Source organism: Streptomyces toyocaensis, assembly GCF_000725125.1.
In the GTDB taxonomy this organism is placed as follows: domain Bacteria; phylum Actinomycetota; class Actinomycetes; order Streptomycetales; family Streptomycetaceae; genus Streptomyces; species Streptomyces toyocaensis.
The window spans coordinates 846,010-862,719 of record NZ_JFCB01000001.1 but is presented as its reverse complement, the minus strand read 5'-3'; the positions used below and the strand labels follow the sequence as shown (position 1 = coordinate 862,719).

General features: G+C 72.4%; 10 protein-coding genes and 1 pseudogene. 2 read left to right on the top strand and 9 right to left on the bottom strand.

Annotated elements, in window-relative coordinates; all coding sequences use genetic code 11:
• Positions 1-2: 2 nt before the first annotated feature.
• The 8 genes and pseudogenes from BU52_RS03665 to BU52_RS03630 form a co-directional block, all read right to left on the bottom strand.
• Positions 3-3,551 carry a hypothetical protein gene (locus BU52_RS03665; protein WP_037927578.1) on the bottom strand — a complete coding sequence of 1,183 codons (3,549 nt, stop codon included), beginning with the start codon at positions 3,549-3,551 and terminating at the stop codon, positions 3-5.
• 22 nt (positions 3,552-3,573) lie between these two features.
• Positions 3,574-4,332, bottom strand: coding sequence for an N-acetylmuramoyl-L-alanine amidase (locus BU52_RS03660; protein ID WP_037927575.1), 759 nt, complete (start codon positions 4,330-4,332; stop codon positions 3,574-3,576).
• Between the two features lie 587 nt (positions 4,333-4,919).
• Positions 4,920-5,108 (bottom strand): annotated as a pseudogene (locus tag BU52_RS37255) (DUF7715 family protein); the annotation flags it as partial.
• A 403-nt stretch (positions 5,109-5,511) separates the two neighbouring features.
• Entirely contained in the window at positions 5,512-7,005 is a 1,494-nt protein-coding gene (locus tag BU52_RS03650) for an SDR family NAD(P)-dependent oxidoreductase (protein ID WP_037927570.1), read from the bottom strand.
• A gap of 105 nt (positions 7,006-7,110) precedes the next feature.
• Complete coding sequence (locus BU52_RS03645) at positions 7,111-8,538, bottom strand: wax ester/triacylglycerol synthase family O-acyltransferase (protein WP_037927567.1); 1,428 nt, start codon at positions 8,536-8,538, stop codon at positions 7,111-7,113.
• 293 nt (positions 8,539-8,831) lie between these two features.
• Positions 8,832-10,052 carry a glucose-1-phosphate adenylyltransferase gene (gene glgC / locus BU52_RS03640; protein WP_037927564.1) on the bottom strand — a complete coding sequence of 407 codons (1,221 nt, stop codon included), beginning with the start codon at positions 10,050-10,052 and terminating at the stop codon, positions 8,832-8,834.
• Between the two features lie 51 nt (positions 10,053-10,103).
• The gene (glgA, locus tag BU52_RS03635) at positions 10,104-11,255 is read right to left on the bottom strand and encodes a glycogen synthase (RefSeq protein WP_078903089.1); all 1,152 of its coding nucleotides are present in this window, start codon (positions 11,253-11,255) and stop codon (positions 10,104-10,106) included.
• A gap of 38 nt (positions 11,256-11,293) precedes the next feature.
• Complete coding sequence (locus BU52_RS03630; RefSeq protein ID WP_037928008.1) at positions 11,294-12,040, bottom strand: (2Fe-2S)-binding protein; 747 nt, start codon at positions 12,038-12,040, stop codon at positions 11,294-11,296.
• Positions 12,041-12,268: 228 nt separating this feature from the next.
• Here BU52_RS03630 and BU52_RS03625 point away from each other — a divergent pair, with 228 nt between their 5' ends.
• Positions 12,269-13,426, top strand: a complete 1,158-nt coding sequence (locus tag BU52_RS03625; protein ID WP_051857866.1) for a DMT family transporter — start codon at positions 12,269-12,271, stop codon at positions 13,424-13,426.
• On the opposite strand, the gene BU52_RS03620 is transcribed toward BU52_RS03625, so the two are convergent.
• Positions 13,396-14,682 carry a transglycosylase family protein gene (locus tag BU52_RS03620; protein ID WP_037927557.1) on the bottom strand — a complete coding sequence of 429 codons (1,287 nt, stop codon included), beginning with the start codon at positions 14,680-14,682 and terminating at the stop codon, positions 13,396-13,398. The genes BU52_RS03625 and BU52_RS03620 overlap by 31 nt on opposite strands.
• A gap of 402 nt (positions 14,683-15,084) precedes the next feature.
• Here BU52_RS03620 and gndA point away from each other — a divergent pair, with 402 nt between their 5' ends.
• A complete protein-coding gene (gene gndA / locus BU52_RS03615; RefSeq protein WP_037927554.1) occupies positions 15,085-16,524 on the top strand; it encodes an NADP-dependent phosphogluconate dehydrogenase in 1,440 nt (479 codons plus the stop codon).
• The last annotated feature ends 186 nt before the right edge of the window (positions 16,525-16,710 follow it).

Genomic DNA, 16,710 nt, shown 5'->3' with positions numbered 1-16,710 from the left:
GCTCACTCCTTCGCGAAGGCCCTGCAGTACGTCTGCCACGGGAACGAGGAGCCCTGGGGACCGAGCGCGGCCTCGACGGCGGAAGTCGACGGCGCCGCGCCCGCGGAGGCCTGCCGGGCCTCCGCGGACGCCGTCAGGGCGTCCCGGGGGCCGGCGACGAGGCTGGGGCCCTTGAAGCTCTTGTGGCATTCGAGGGTGACGGAAGTGGACCAGAAGGTGAGGTCGACGGTGATCACGAGCCGGGCGGAACCGTGCAGCTCGTTGCGCTCCACGTCGTAGGTGAGGCTGAGCGTCAGCTCCACGGAGACCCGGATCAAGCCCAGGACGGAGACACTGCCCCCGATCCGCAGATAGCCCGTGATGTCGACCGTGCCGCCCTGCTTGACGAAGACGACACCGCCGAAGACGTGGACCTCGCCCGCCGCGACGCCGAAGTCCATGGCGACGCTGGCGCCGAACTCGATGCCGCCGACCAAGCGCCGCAGTCCCCCGTCGGACTTTCCGGCGCTCACTCCGATCTCCAGGTAGCCGCCGCCGCCGAAGCCGCTGACGGTGACGAGGAACGGCCGTTCCCGTGTGGCGAAGGCGAAGTCGATCTCGATGGGCCGCTGTTCGAGGGAGAGGGTGAGGCCGATGCGGATGGCCAGGTTCTGCACGGTGAAGACGCCCATGCCGAGGGTGGGCACGGCGATCGTATACGTGGCCCGGATCCGGACCGCCGAGATCTCGACGTGCGGCCCGCCGCGCCCCGCCTGCGGGATCTTGTCGGCCAGTGTCTTGACGAACGTCAGTTTCCCGGCGAGCCGTGCGTCGGCGAGCTCGAAGGTGAGGGAGGGGTTCTCTCCGGAGTTTCCGGTGAAGCGGACCTTCTTGAAGGTGAGGACGACGAGGGCGGAGGCGCGGGTGGGGATCTCCAGCGCGAAGTCCGTGACCTCGCCGGTCGTGCGCAGCTGCGGCCGACCGTCGACGACCTGGGAGACGACCTCCAGGAAGACCAGAGAATCGGGCCTCTTCGGGTAGAAGGGGTCCGCGTCCGTCGTCAGCTTCTCCCTCCACGTCAGCTTCGCGGACGGCGCGCCGGCCACATCGGACCACGTGATCTGAGGCCGGGAGGTGATGACGGACACGATGTCGCGGAGCGAGACGACGCCGAAGAGTCTGGCGTCCTCGGCGAACATGTCCTTCGGTTCGGGCGGGAAGGGGCCGCCGGCGATCGGTCCGGCCAGCCGGGAGATCTCGGTGACGGCCATGTTCGGCGCGGCGACCATGCCCGTACGCGCCCCGGCCGCGGCGAAGTCGATGACCTTCGGCTCCAGGAGGGCGAGCAGGACCTCGGGCCGCTGGGCGTCCGTGGCCGCCAGGAACGCCTTCGAGAACTCGGCCGGCACCGTCGGCGACGATCCGATCAGCTGGCGAACCGCCGGCAGCGCGACCTCCAAGCGGGTGACGCGGGGGTGGAAGCCGACACCGTTCGCGGCGAGGGCGGCGCCGACGCCGCCGAAGGACATCGACCGCACTTCATGGACCGCCCCTTCGAGGGGCTGGGTCGTGGTCTTCATGGCGAGTGCGATCCTGCGGCCGACCTCTCGCGTGGGGTGTCCGATGTCGCGCTGTACACCCGAGCGCGGTCCGCCGGCGTACGCGGCGTCGAGCGAGGCGGCGTGGGAGGTGCCGAGGACCGCGTCGTCGACGAACAGCAACGGCAGCCGAAAGTCGACGACCTCCCGGTCCGCCCGCGCGCGTACGGTGAACTCGACGGTGACTCCCGACTGCTGGGGCCAGAACGCCTTGCAGGGCAGCCACACCGCCGTGTCCAGGTCCGTGAGCTGGCGGGGCTCGACGGACACCTCCTGGAAGGGGAAAGCACGCTCGTACGCCTTTCCCGCGCCGTCGCCGATGCCGTACCGGCGCGTCGGCTCGGTGACGATCAGCGTGCGGGTCGTGCGGAGCGCCGCCACGGCCGGAGCCTGCCGGTCGAACCGGCGCTCGGTGACCTCGACGAAGGCGGCCCGGTGTCCGAAGGGGAAGAGCGCACCGCGGGTGAGCACGCGGACGTAGTAGTCGCGTCCCATCGCAGTCCGGTGGGTCCAGTCCAGTGTGGGCCAGGAGGCGGAGGCGTCGAACCAGGCACCGAACGCGCTGAGAACAAGCCGGTCGACCGTCACGGGCGGGTCGGCGGACTGCACCCCGAGGGCAGCGATCTTCGACGCGTGGTGGCCGAGCGGGGTGGCGAGGGCCGATTCGTTCGGGAGGGCCTTGACGGGCCTCACCCGCAGCGCGTCGGCCCCGTCGGGGCGTGTGACGCGGCTGTGCCACAGCTCGGTGATGCCGTCGTGGCCGACGGCGGGTTGGGTGTGGTGCGTGCAGTGGGCGCCGCCGGGCAGCTGCAGGAGCAGGCGCCAGGGCAGTTCGAGGCGGGCGCCTTCCGCTCCCGCGGTCTCGGGCGTCGCGACCAGGGGCAGTTTGCGCATGGCGGTCAGTACGCCGTCGACGGTGAGCGGTACGGCCTCCTGGCCGATGGCGAAGGCCAGCCGTGAGGGTCCCGCGATCCGCGCTTGGCTGGTCGTGCCCGTCTCGGAGACGGTCTCGGCGATGTGCTGCGGTGGGAACTCCACGATGAGCCGGGCGTCGGACCGGGCGGCGACGAACTCCACCACGCCGTCGACGCGGACTCGTTCGCGCAGTCCGCTCCCGCGGACGGTCAGTGCGACGAGGTCGTCGGGGCGCAGCGCCTGGTAGGTCCGCACGTCGGCCCAGATGTCGACGAGCTGCCAATCGGACCAGGTGCGGTCGAGCTGCCGGTGCATCAGGGCCGTACCGGCCCAGACTGCGAACACGTGGGTGGACCCGGCCTCGTCGTGGGCGGCGGCGATGTGGGGGGCGGTCGTGTCGTCGGTGGTGAGGTCGCCGCCGAGGTCCTCCCATGCGGTGCTCTCCGTCCACATGCGGTGCCACAGTCTGTGACCGGCGACGGCGAAGAGGTCACGTTCCGTCGTGGCGAAGGCGGTAGGGCGAGGGTCGACGTCGGAACGTCGGCCCTCGGAGAGCTGCCTGCGGAGGAGCGTCCACTGCTCTTGCGTCGGGAGCGGGTCGGTCGCCGCGGGCCGCGCGGCGAGCGGGTCGGGCGACGTCCACGGGGTCCAGCCGTGGCCGGCCGCGTCACCGAGGACATCGCCGACGACATCACCGGCTCCGCCGCCCGCCTCGGCACCGGCGGCGTCCCCGGCCTCGGCATCGGCCTCTTCGAGGAGCGTGTCGAGGGCCCCGTCACGGGCCGCCGCGAAGAGCCTGTGCTTCGTCCCGCGACCGCTGTCCAGGGCGAGGAGTTCGATCCGGCCGAGGTCGGAACGCACGACAGTCAGCCAGCCGGTGCGCTCCGGCGCTCCGGGCGAAGGCCACGGCCGGCCGAGCGAGTGCCACGCGCCCCAGCGGCCTCGGAGCGCCGTGCGCGTCCTGTGCCATACGCCGCCGTCACCGTCGCCGACGAACAGGTCAAGGCGGCCGGGAGCGGCCGAACAGGCGGCGAGCGCGGTCACCGTGGAGCCCAGCATGGGACGTCACCTCATTCGGCGGTCACAGCGTCTGGTAGGCGGGCTTCCCGGACCCGTGTACCTCCCGGATCGGTTTGGCGGACGCCGGCGCGGCGCCGGGCGGGGAGTCTGCGGCCATACGGCCGTAGAACCACTGCACGAGGTCGATGTAGTAGTCCCACGGGAAATACGGACCCGGGTCGGTGTGGCTGTTGTTGGGCACGTTGTAGTGTCCGCCGAAGCCCGTGAACCAGTCGCGCTCATCCGGGGCGAGCGGCACCTCGACCGGGATGGCGTACGTGTGGCACAAGTACGCCGACAGCTCCGCCGAGGACTCCATCATCTCCGTGGTCCAGTCCTGGGGGCCGGTCGCGCCCGTGTACCCGTACTCGTGCTCGATGCCGATGTAGCGGGTGTTTCCTCCCTTGCAGTGCCAGGCCGTGTACCGCCCGTCCCGTGGGCCGTTGGTGTCGGGGTCGGGCAGCGGGACCATTTGGATGCGCCGGCCGTCCCTGGCGACGATGAAGTGCGCCGAGACCTTGGACGCGGAATTCTGGAAGTGGCCGATGGCTCCCTGGTACTTGCCCTGGGTGTAGTGGACGACGATGCCCTGCGGGACCAGCGGACCGTACGCGTCACGGTTCGGACTGTTCGTGTACGGAATATCGAGGCTCCGCAGGTTGCCCAGGTCCTGATGGAAGGCCAGGCCCGACTGCTCGGGCGCCTCGCCGTCCGTCTGCACGGGGTACGTCGACTCCTCGCCGCAATTCGGGCAGGTGAACTGCATGTTCTTGATGGTCATGTCGCTCTCCGGAGACTGATCCGGTCCGAGGTGCCCTCCACACAGGGGAGGAGAACGATCGTTGATGTGACAACTTCTAGCCGTGACGGGCGATTCCGGTCCGCACTGAGCTGTCTCCCTCCATACTCGTACGCATTCAGCAACCGCTCAACCGGGGAGCCGTGAGCGAGCGCGCGGGGGACGAGACCGCACCGCATGAGCGAACGATCCGGTGAGTAGGCGACGGTGTTCCGGACGGCCGCCGGCCTGGCGCGCGGCAGGGAAGCCGACGCCGGCGGTGTCGTCGCCGTTCCCGGAATCCCTTACTCGGCCCTGCCGTTCGGCGTCCGACGCTTCGTCGAGCCGTAACCCTCGCGGGCACTGGGAGGGGTCCGCAACAGTACGGCGTTGGCGCCCGTAGCCCCGCAGTCGACGGAGCTTCCCAGGGCGCCCGTGTGGCGCCCCGCTGACGAGACGTCCCACGCGGATAATGAAGCGGTTGAAGAGGCTGCGCTGTGCTGCGACGTGGCGGTCGCCGACTGCTCGGCGGCGGTCGTAGTGGGCACTGGCTCCTGGTGACCAGGTGACCTGGTGCGCGTGCTCCCTATCTTGTCGGTGACCTCGTCGCGGGCGACGTCGAGTGCGGTGACCCGGCCGTGCGTGGTGTACCGGCGGCTGTCGATGCCGGCAAAGGCTTCGTCGGCGCCGATGGTGAGGATCTCTTCGGGGTCGGTCCAATTGTGGTCCGTGGCGGATGCGCGGTAGTGCTGGTCGAAGGCGGGGATGATCAGCTTCATCAGTGGTGTTCCGTGGCGGCCCTGCCGGGAGCGAAGGCGGCCGCCGCAGTCCTCGCTCCCGGGCTGGCTCAGGTGCGCGCCGCCTCGGCCTCCTCGTCCTCGGCCTTGAGCTCTTCGTAGTAGGCGCGGGCGCCGTCGGCCATGCCGGGGAGGTCGCACCCGAAGGACCGGGCCGCGTCCGGAGCACCGCGAGCATGGCGGCCTCTCGTTCAACCCCGGCGGCGGCGACGGCGCACGGGACATCGAGCCTCACGGGGTACGCCTCGCTGCGCAGTCCCTCGGCGGCCTGGTGGAGCTCATGGAGGGTGACCCGCCACGCCGAGCCGTTCACGCGCGGCCAGCTCGGGAACGGGCAACAGGGCCCGGGGGCCGGCCGGCTGACGGCGCCCTCGGGGCGCCGGGGTCACCACCGGCCGGGCGCGTAGTCCTTCAGGAAGACGCCGTACAGGTCCTCGCCGGCCTCGCCGCGCACGATCGGGTCGTAGACGCGGGCAGCGCCGTCGACCAGGTCGAGCGGGGCGTGGAAGCCGGCCTCGGCGAGGCGCAGCTTGTCGAAGTGGGGACGCTCGTCGGTGATCCAGCCGGTGTCGACCGAGGTCATCAGGATGCGGTCGGTGTCGAACATCTCCTGCGCGCTGGTCCGCGTCACCATGTTCATCGCCGCCTTGGCCGCGTTGGTGTTGGGGTGCCCCGCGCCCTTGTAGCCGCGGTCGAACACGCCCTCCATCGCCGAGACGTTGACGACGTACGCGCGACCGTTGGACGCCCGCCGCGCGGCCTCGGCCATCGCCGGGCGCAGCGCGCTGATCAGGATGAACGGCGCCGTGTAGTTGCACAGCTGGGTCTCCAGCAGCTCCACGGGGGAGATCTGCTCGATGGTCTGGACCCAGGTGTTGGAGTCGACGACGTCGGGGACCAGGCCGCCCGCGTCGATCGCCGTGCCGTCCCGGTGGCGCACCACGCTGGCGTTGCCCGCGACCAGCGCCAGGTCGGCCACCTTCTGCGCGTCGAGTCCGCTGACCCCGACGGGGAGCGCGGTCAGTCCGTCGACCGCGCCGGAGTTGAAGGCACCGATGACGTGGTGGGCGGGCAGCTCACCGGCCGGCAGCGGGGCGCTCTCGCCCTCGACGAGCGCGGCGTACGCGGACGGCAGGCGGCGCACGGTCTGGGTGGCGTTGTTGATCAGGATGTCGAGCGGGCCCTGCTCCGCGACCCGGTCGGCCAGCGCGACGGCCTGGGCCGGGTCGCGCAGGTCGATGCCGACGACCTCGAGGCGGTGCATCCAGTCACCGGAGTCGTCCATGGCCTTGAAGCGGCGGATGGCGTCCTTCGGGAAGCGTGTGGTGATGGTGGTGTGGGCACCGTCACGCAGCAGCCGCAGCGCGATGTACATGCCGATCTTGGCGCGTCCGCCGGTGAGCAGCGCCCGCTTGCCGGTGAGGTCGGTGCGGGCGTCGCGCCGGGCCCGGTTCTCGGCGGCGCACGACGGGCAGAGCTGGTGGTAGAAGTAGTCGACCTCGACGTAGCGGGCCTTGCAGGTGTAGCAGGAGCGCGGGCGCTGGAGTATCCCCGCGATCTTCCCGGGCTCGACGCGGGAGGAGGGCAGGATGCCTTCGGTCTCGTCGTCGATGCGCTCGGCGGAACCCGTGGCGGTGGCCTCGGTGACCGCCTTGTCGTGGGCGGTCTTCGCGGCCCGGCGCTCCTGGCGGCGGCGCTGCTTGACCGTGCGGTAGATGTGCGAGGTGGCCCGGCGGACCAGGATCGCGTCCGGGTGGTCGACGTCGAGTTTGTCGAGTTCCTCGAGCACGCCGAGGCAGACGGCCAGCCGCTCGGGGTCGATGCCGGGCCCGTATGCCACCGCGTCCGTGGCCTCGGGGCCGTCCTGTGTCACCGTCATCGCCGCTGCCGTTTCCCGCTCTGCTTCTCGCGGCGCTCCGTTCGCGTCCGCTGTCGAACGCCGGATTTTACTTCAGCGCCCGGCCGCGGCACCAAACCCGCTCGCTCAGTGCTCGCAGACGGCGGTCAGCGTCGTCACCTCCTCGGTCAGCGCGTGGGCCAGGCGGTCGAGGTCCGGGACGGCGGCGCCGTCGGCGACCAGCCCGTAGTGGACGCGCCCGCGGTAGGTGGACACCGCGACCGCGAGGGAGTGGCCGGGGGCCAGGGGCGCGAGCGGGAACACGGCGCCGAGCGGGTTGCCGCCGAGCCTCAGGCCGAAGCCGGGCAGGGGCACGCTGGTGACCAGGACGTCGAACCAGAGCCGGGCCGCCTGGCCCAGCAGCGGCCCGCCGAGCCGGTGGCCGAGCGGCGGTACGTGATCGGCGAGCAGGGCGACGGCGCCCGCACCCCGGTGCGGCCCGGCGTCCTTGTTGCGGTCCATGGCGGTGCGCACGTGGGAGAGCCGGGCGAGTGGGTCCCGCTCGTCGACGGGAAGCCGTGTCAAGTACCCGGAGAGCCGGTTGCCCTGGGGGTGGGCGGTGCGCGGCCTGCGCCGGGAGACGGGGATGAGGGCGCGCGGGGCGACCCCTTCGCTGCCGTCGCCACGTTCGTCGAGCCAGCGGCGCAGCGCGCCGGCCACCACCGCGATCGTGACGTCGTTGACCGTGCCGCCGGCGCTCTTGCGGATCCGGTGCACGTCGTCGAGGTCCACGACCGCGCCGGCGGTGCGGCGGGTGCCGCTGGGCGCGCAGGTCAGGGCCGGCGAGGAGCGCATGTCGAGGGTGGAGCGGGCGACGGCGGCGCCGATGTCCAGGGCCCGGCCCGCGTCGGACAGGGCGTCCCGCACCAGGCCCGGCACCTCGCGCACGTCCGGGAGCAGTCCGCGCGGGGACTCGGCGGGGCGGGACCGGGGGGTGGGCAGGTCCATCGGGTCCATCAGCGCGGCGGCGAGGGCGAGGGCCCGCAGTCCGTCGGCGAGGGCGTGGTGGAACTTGAACAGGACGGCGAAGGAGGCGCCGTCCTCCCCCGGCAGCACATGAGCCTCCCAGGGCGGCCGGGTGCGCTCAAGGGGGCGGCCCATGAGCCGCCCGGCCGCGGTGTGGAAGTCGTCGGCGGCGGCGTGGAGCCGGACGTGGTCGAGCGGGTCGAAGGCGGGGTCGGGCTCCCGGCTGGCACCGCCGAAGGCGCGCGAGAGGCGCACGGCGGAGGCGAGCGGCTGCCGCAGCGCGGCGGTGAGGGGCTCGCCGGGGGCCGGCCACGGGCGGCGCAGCGCCGACAGCGACCGCCGCAGTCCGGGGGCCTGCCAGGTGTCCCGGATGCGCATCCGCAGCCCGGGCACGGCGGCGGCACGGGCGGCCAGCAGGTCCGCCGCGTGGGCCGCGGCGGAGGGTGAGCCGGCGGAGAAGACACCGAGCGCCGCGAGGTGCATCGGGTGACCGGCCGACTCGATGTTCCAGAAGGCCAGATCGAGAGGAGCGAGCGGGTCTGCGGTCATGTCGGGGCCTCGCGTCGACGTCGGGAAAGGATCAGCAGTCAATCGCTCCCGGCCGATTACGGTCAAGTACGATCTGGCTACACGTAGTTAACAGCATGTGACGTCGCTGCCCCACTCAGCGGCACGGCGCAGGGGCGGGTCCGGGGTGTCACACGGGGGCCGACGTGGCACGATCACCGCCCACCGGGCGGCGGATGCCACCCGGACGGGCGCGGCCCACTGGAGGAACGGTTCGCCGCACGCCCGCCTCCGGAGGCGGGCAGCCGCGTCCCCAACCTCTCTGGGCAATACACCTAGGGCACCCGCTGCCCCTTGCCGAGCGCGATCACGCCGCCCTTGGACACCGTGTACAGCTCGGCGTCACGCTGGGGGTTGACGCCGATCGTCGCGCCCGGCGGCACCTCGACGTTCTTGTCGAGCACCGCCCCGCGCACCACCGCGCCCCGCCCGATGTGCACGTTGTCGTGCAGCACCGAGCCCTGCACCACGGCCCCCGGGTCGATCACCACTCCCGGCGACAGCACCGACCGCGTGACCTGGCCCCGGATCAGGCAGCCTGCGCTGATGATCGACTCGCTCGCCATGCCGCCGGCGTTGAAGCGGGCCGGGGAGAGCTGACCGGAGTGGGTGTAGATGGGCCACTGCCGGTTGTAGAGGTTGAAGGCGGGGCGCTCTGCGATCAGGTCCATGTGGGCGTCGTAGTACGCGTCCAGGGTGCCGACGTCCCGCCAGTAGCCCTGGTCCCGGCTGGTCTCGCCGGGCACGTGGTTGGAGCTGAAGTCGTACAGGTGGGCCTCGCCCCGGTCGGTGAGCTGGGGCAGGATCGAACCGCCCATGTCGTGCACCGAGTTCTCGTCCTCCGCGTCCCGGTGCAGGGCCTCGATGAGCGCCTTGGTGGTGAAGATGTAGTTGCCCATGGAGGCGAACACGCACTCGGGGTCGTCGGCGAGGCCCGGCGGATCGGTGGGCTTCTCCAGGAAGCCCTCCACCGTCTGCCCGTCCGAACCCGGCGTGATCACACCGAAGGCGGAGGACTCCGAGCGCGGCACCCGGATGCCGGCCACCGTGACCCCGGCGCCGCTCTCGATGTGCTGGGCCAGCATCTGGCGCGGATCCATGCGGTACACGTGGTCGGCGCCGAAGACGGCCACGTACTCGGGCTGTTCGTCGTGGATCAGGTTCAGCGACTGCAGGATGGCGTCGGCGCTGCCCAGGTACCAGCGCGGGCCGAGGCGCTGCTGGGCGGGGACCGGGGTGACGTAGTTGCCGAGCAGGCTCGACATGCGCCAGGTGGTGGTGACGTGCCGGTCCAGCGAGTGCGACTTGTACTGCGTGAGTACGCAGATGCGCAGGATGTCGCCGTTGACCAGGTTGGACAGGACGAAGTCGACCAGGCGGTAGGTGCCGCCGAAGGTGACCGCCGGTTTGGCGCGGTCCGCGGTGAGGGGCATCAGGCGCTTGCCCTCGCCGCCCGCGAGCACGATTCCCAGGACCGAAGGACCACCACGACGCATGGCCGCTCCCCTCACGCCGAGTTTTCCCAAGACTGCCCCGGACAGGCGGGACTAAGCCTGCTTGAGGATCTCCTCGTAGAGCCCGGCCGTGCGCCGGGCTACCGCGTCCCAGCCGAACTCCGCGACCGCGCGTTCCCGCCCCGCCTCACCCATCCGCCGTGCCGTGGCCGGATCGCCGAGGACCGAGTCGAGGGTCCGCGCGAGGCCCGCCTCGAAGTCGTCGTCCACCTCCACGAGTACCCCCGTGGAGCCGTCCGCCACGACCTCCGGGATGCCGCCGACCCGGGAGGCGACCACGGCGGTGCCGCAGGCCATGGCCTCCAGGTTGACGATGCCGAGCGGTTCGTACACCGAGGGGCACACGAACACGGCGGCGTGCGTGAGCAGCTGGATCACCTCCGGGCGCGGCAGCATCTGCGGAATCCAGTACACCCCCTCGCGCACCCGGCTCAGCTCCTCGTACAGCTCGCGGAACTCCCGGTCGATCTCGGGCGTGTCCGGCGCCCCCGCGCACAGCACGACCTGTGCGGCCGGGTCGATGCCGCGCACCGCCCGCAGCAGCTGGGGCACGCCCTTCTGCCGGGTGATACGGCCGACGAACAGCACGTACGGGCGGGAGCGGTCCAGGCCGATCCGGTCCAGGGCGTCGGTGGCGGGGTCGGGACGGTACAGGGTCGTGTCGATGCCGTTGTGCACGACGTGCACCCGGGCGGGGTCCAGGGCCGGGTAGCAGCCGAGGATGTCGTCGCGCATGGCACCGGACACCGCGATCACTCCGTCGGCGGCCTCGACCGCGGTGCGCTCGGCCCAGCTCGACAGGGCGTAGCCGCCGCCGAGCTGCTCGGCCTTCCAGGGGCGCAGCGGCTCCAGGGAGTGGGCCGTCATCACGTGCGGGACGCCGTACAGCAGCTTGGCGAGGTGACCGCCGAGGTTGGCGTACCAGGTGTGGGAGTGGACCAGTTCGCGGTCCTGCAGGGCGGCGGCCATGGCCAGGTCCACGGAGAAGGTCCGCAGGGCGTCGTTGGCCCCGTCGAGCGTGGACCAGGGGCGGTGGCGGAGCACGCCGTCCGTCCTGCCCTCGCCCCAGCAGTGCACCTCCAGGTCCACCAGGGGCCTCAGCTCCCGGGCGAGGAACTCCACGTGGACCCCCGCGCCGCCGTACACGTCCGGGGGGTACTCCCGGGTCAGTAGTCCCACTCGCACCCGTGAACCCCCTGTCTGCGCGGACGTTCCTCTCATGGTCACTCAGACGGGGCGCGTGGGGAAGAGCAGGGGGGCCGTACGAAGCAACAGTCGCCGCAGACGCCCCCGCCGGGCACCCGGTAGTACAGGCAGCAGCTGCGGCGCCGGAAGACGGTGCCGGTGAGGGTCCCGGTCCCGGCGAGCAGCGGGTCGGCGAGTATGTCGCGGGTCAGGGAGGCGGCGCGGGCGGCGACGTCCGTACGGCCGTGGCGCCGCCCCCAGCGGTCCAGTTCCCGGGCGGCGCCCGCGAGCGCGGAGGCGGCGTTGCCGCGCAGCAGTCCCGGCGCGAGGCGGTGCCGGGTGCGCAGGGCCTCGGCGAGGGGCTCGAGATGGGCGCGCAGGACCAGGTCCACGAGCGTGGGCGCGTCGCCGGCCAGCGGACGCACCTCGGTCAGCCACAGGTCGTCGGGGGCGCTGCCCTCGGGGTCCCACCGCAGCAGCGGCGGGGCGAGGTCGGGGACGGCGCCGCAGAGGACGGCGCTGCCGAGCGCCACGGACCACAGACGGGCGGCGAGACCCTGGTGGGCCACCGACGCGGCGACCCGCGCCTCCGGCACCTTCAGGGCATCGGCGACCCTGCGGATCCGGGAGGCCAGGGCGTCGCCCTGAACGTCCGGGCGTCCGGGACCGTATGCCTGGGTGAGCGTGGGCAGGGAACGCAGGGAACGGCCGGCCGCTCCCTGCGTGCGCAGTACGAAGAAGCCACCGAGCCGGTGAAGGGCGGTGAGGCGGGGGTCGAGGTCCACGACGTGCAGTAGTACCAAGCCCCTTAGGGGAAGCAACCAGGGGCCCTCCGTCCGCGGGCGCCCACCCAGGGGATGACGGGGTCGCCGTCGTACTCCATCGGCAGTAGGACTCATTGAGTGCTCAGGGACGACGACGGGAACATCCTGACACGGCATCGTGTTGGTTATGAGAGCCGACCGTTCGCCGCGCCGGGTCCACCGCCCCGGCCTCACGCAGAGGAGCAGCCGATGAGCGCCCTCGCGTTGTCCGTGCTGCTGTCGTTCGTGTCCGCCGTGGCGTACGCCGGCGGAGCGATCGTGCAGGAGCAGGTCGCGGTGTCCTCGCCCGGCACGCAGCAGTACGCACCGCTGCGCCGGCCGGGCTGGTGGGCGGCGGTCGTGCTCAACGGTCTCGGCGGACTGCTCCACGTGGTGGCGCTGGCCTACGGCCCGCTGAGCCTCGTCCAGCCGCTGGGCGCGCTGACCATCGTGTTCGCGCTGCCCATGGCCGCGCTGTTCGTCGGCCGCAGGGCCGGGGCGACCGCGTGGCGGGGCGCCATCATGGCGACCGTGGGCCTCGCGGGTCTGCTCTCCCTGGTCGGCGCGTCCGACGCGCAGTCGCTGGACACCGCACAGCGGGTGGCGGTGGCGCTCGGGACGGCCGGTGCTGTCGTGGCGCTGATGGCCGCGGCCCGGGCCGTGCACCGGCATCCCGCGGTGCGCAGCATCCTGCTGGCCACCGCGTCCGGTGTCGCCTTCGGTATGTCCTCGGTCTTCACCAAGACCGTCGCGGTGGACTGGACGGGCGGCGTGACGGCCGGGGACCTGCCGTCCCTGGCGGTGATCGGTGTCCTGGCCACGGCCGGCATGCTGCTGTCGCAGGCCTCCTACCGGGGCGCCGGACTGGCGGCTCCGCTGGCCACGCTGACGGTGGTGAACCCGGTGGTGGCAGCCGCGGTCGGCATCACGATGTTCGGTGAGACCTTCCGCTACGGCGCGACGGGCACGGCGCTCGCGCTGAGCTGCGGGGTGGTGGCGGCCGGCGGGCTGATCCTCCTCACGACGGAACGGCTGGCACGCGAGCAGCAGGAGACGGCCCGGACGGCCGACGCCCGGGTGCGCGTACCGGAGGCCGGGTCCGAAGCGGTTCCGGCCACCCGGTCCACGGCGGAGCCCCGCGGGCAGGCGGCGGATCCCGCCGAGGCGCTGCTGGCGCGACTCACGCTGCCCGCGGACGTACGGCACCCGCTCCCCGCACCGTCGGTGGGCGGCCCGTCCGACGGCACGGATCCGGCCCTGGTGCCGCTCGCGCCCTTCCACGGCGGCCCGTACGTGCCGGTTCCGGTGCCGCCGGTGGACCGGCACCGGGGCCCGCGTCACATCCTGACGCCGCCCGCCCTCAGATAGGCGACCGGGTCGACGTCCGATCCGAAACCGGGCCCCGTCCGCACTTCGAAGTGCAGATGCGGGCCCGAGCTGTTGCCGGTCGAGCCGGAACGGCCGATGCGCTGGCCCGCGCCGACGGACTGCCCGCTCTTGACGGAGATCGCCGACAGGTGCGCGTACTGGCTGTAGCGGCCGTCGGTGTGCCGGACCACCACCTGGTAACCGAAGGACCCCTCCCAGCCCGCGCTGACCACGGTGCCCGCCGCGACCGACTTCACGGACGTGCCGGTGGGGACGGGGAAGTCGATCCCTGTGTGGTAGCCCTTCGACCAGGCGGACCCGGCCTTGTGGTAGGGCGTGCCGAGGGCGGCGCTGACGGGGGCGACGAGACCACCGCCGGTCTTGGTGGCGCGGTCGGCACGGTCCTCGGTGCGCGGTGCGGCGGCCTTCCTGTCGGTCTTCTTGTCGGCCTTCTTGTCGGCCTTCTTGTCGGCCTTCTTCGCGGCCTTCTTCGCGGCCTTCTCGCGGGAGTGCTCGTCCGGCCGCTGGTCGGCCTGCCTCTTCGCCGGGGGCGCGGGGGCCTTGGCCGTCCCGTCGGGCAGGGCGAGGCGCTGACCGGGCACGATGAGGTCGGGATCGGCGCCGATCGTCGAGCGGTTGGCGGAGTACAGCCCCCGCCAGCCGCCCCGCACCCGCTCGTCCTCCGCGATGCCGGAGAGGGTGTCGCCGCGGACCACGGTGTACATCTCGGCGCGGCCCGCGCGGGACTGGGGCGTCGTGTGCGGCTTGACGTCCTCGACGGAGGGACGGGCGGACTTCTTGCCCTCGCCCTGTGTGCCCGGCTTGTTCTGCGTGCCGGCCTTCCTGTCGGCGGCCGGCTGGATGTCGGGGGTGTCACCGCCCCGGGTCAGTCCGGCCCGTACCGAGCAGACCGGCCAGGCGCCGGGGCCCTGCCCGTCGAGGACCTTCTCGGCCACGGCGATCTGCTGGTCCTTGGTGGCCAGATCGGCGCGGGGCGCGAACCGGGCACCGCCGAACGCCTCCCAGGTGGACTGGGTGAACTGGAGCCCGCCGTAGTACCCGTTGCCGGTGTTGATGTCCCAGTCGTTGGTGGACTCGCACGCGGCGACCTTGTCCCAGGTCCCCACGTCGGCGGCCTGGGCGGCGCCGGTGCCCATGAGCGGGAGCGCCATTCCGGCACCGCCCGCCGTGACGGTGAGCGAGGCCCGGTTGATCCTGTTCGGCTGATACCGGCGGTGCCTGCCGCGGACGGCCATGGAATCCCCCTCGACAATGCGTCAGGAGGGGCAAAAGTAAGCGCTGCGAACTGGCCGTGACAAGGCGGCTATCGGCCGCACGGATGCGCCAAGTGGCCAAGAGTTTTCGCCCGTTGCGCCCCCCTTGGCGCGTGGAGGCACGCGTGCGCGGGCGGGTGTGCCCGTCCGCGGGGGCACGCGGGTGCGTGCGCCCGGTGGGCGCTGTCCCGCGGGGTGCCGGGCACGGCGGCTGAGTACGGCGGGTGCCTTCGCTCGTATGTGCCTGCGCGGCGTCGAGGCGACCCGCGCATGCGCACGGGAGTGCGGCACGTCAGGATGGTCGTTGGCAGGACTGACGGGCGTCGACCGGCAGCACCGGCGCACCGGCAGTACCGATACCGAGGTCACTAGGAGCCACCCCATATGAGCAGTTCAGCGCAGATCGGCGTCACCGGACTCGCGGTCATGGGCCGCAACCTCGCACGCAACTTCGCCCGCAACGGGTACACGGTCGCCGTGCACAACCGGACGCCGGCGCGCACGCGCACACTGGTGGAGGAGTTCGGACACGAGGGCACCTTCGTGCCGGCCGAGACGGCCAAGGAGTTCGTGGCGGCACTGGAGCGGCCGCGGCGGCTGGTCATCATGGTGAAGGCCGGCGAGCCGACGGACGCGGTGATCGAGGAGTTCGCCCCGCTCCTTGAGCCCGGCGACATGATCATCGATGGCGGCAACGCCCATTTCGCCGACACCCGGCGCCGGGAGAAGGCGCTGCGCGAGCAGGGCATCCACTTCGTCGGCATGGGCGTCTCCGGCGGTGAGGAGGGCGCGCTGCACGGCCCGAGCATCATGCCGGGCGGCCCCGGGGAGTCCTACGACTCGCTCGGCCCGATGCTGGAGAAGATCTCCGCGAAGGCGAAGGACGGCTCCCCCTGTGTCACACACGTCGGCCCGGACGGCGCCGGACACTTCGTGAAGATGGTGCACAACGGCATCGAGTACGCCGACATGCAGCTGATCGGTGAGGCGTACCAACTGCTGCGCGACGTCGCCGGGTACACCCCCGCGCGGATCGCGGAGATCTTCCGCACCTGGAACACCGGCCGGCTGGACTCGTACCTGATCGAGATCACGGCCGAGGTCCTGTCGCACGTGGACGCCGCCACGGGCAAGCCGTTCGTGGACGTGGTGGTGGACCAGGCGGAGCAGAAGGGCACCGGCCGCTGGACCGTGCAGATCGCCCTCGACCTCGGCGTGCCCGTGTCCGGCATCGCCGAGGCCGTGTTCGCCCGCTCCCTCTCGGGGCACGCGGCGCTGCGCGAGGCCTCGCGCGGGCTGGCCGGCCCGAAGGCCACGCCGATGAGCGAGTCGGAGGCGGCGGCCTTCGCGGACCGGGTGGAGCAGGCGCTGTACGCGTCGAAGATCGTGTCCTACACGCAGGGCTTCCACGAGGTCGCCGCGGGCAGCGAGGAGTACGGCTGGAACATCGACCTCGGCGCGGTCTCGGCGATCTGGCGGGGCGGCTGCATCATCCGGGCGGCCTTCCTCGACCGCATCCGGGCCGCCTACGACGCACGGGCCGACCTGCCGAGCCTGCTGTCCGACGAGACGTTCGCGCGGGAGATCGCCGAAGCGCAGGACGACTGGCGCGAGGTCCTGATCGCGGCGACCCGCCAGGGCGTGCCGACCCCCGGTTTCGCGGCGGCCCTCGCCTACTACGACGCCCTGCGCGCGGAGCGCCTGCCGGCCGCGCTCACCCAGGGGCAGCGGGACTACTTCGGTGCGCACACCTACCGGCGCACGGACCGCGAGGGCTCGTTCCACACGCTGTGGGGCGGGGACCGGTCGGAGGTGTCGGCGTAACACCGCGGGACGGAGGCGGTGGACGGCCCCGTGGCCGCCACCGCCTCCTCTGTCCCGGTGGCCCGCTCAGCTCAGCGGAGGGCCGGGTTCCGGGTTCGGCACCGGTTCGGGGCCCGGCGGAATCGGCGACGGGGACGGCTCGGGCGGCCCCGGGTGCGGCGGGGGCGGCTGCGGTCCCGGCCCCGG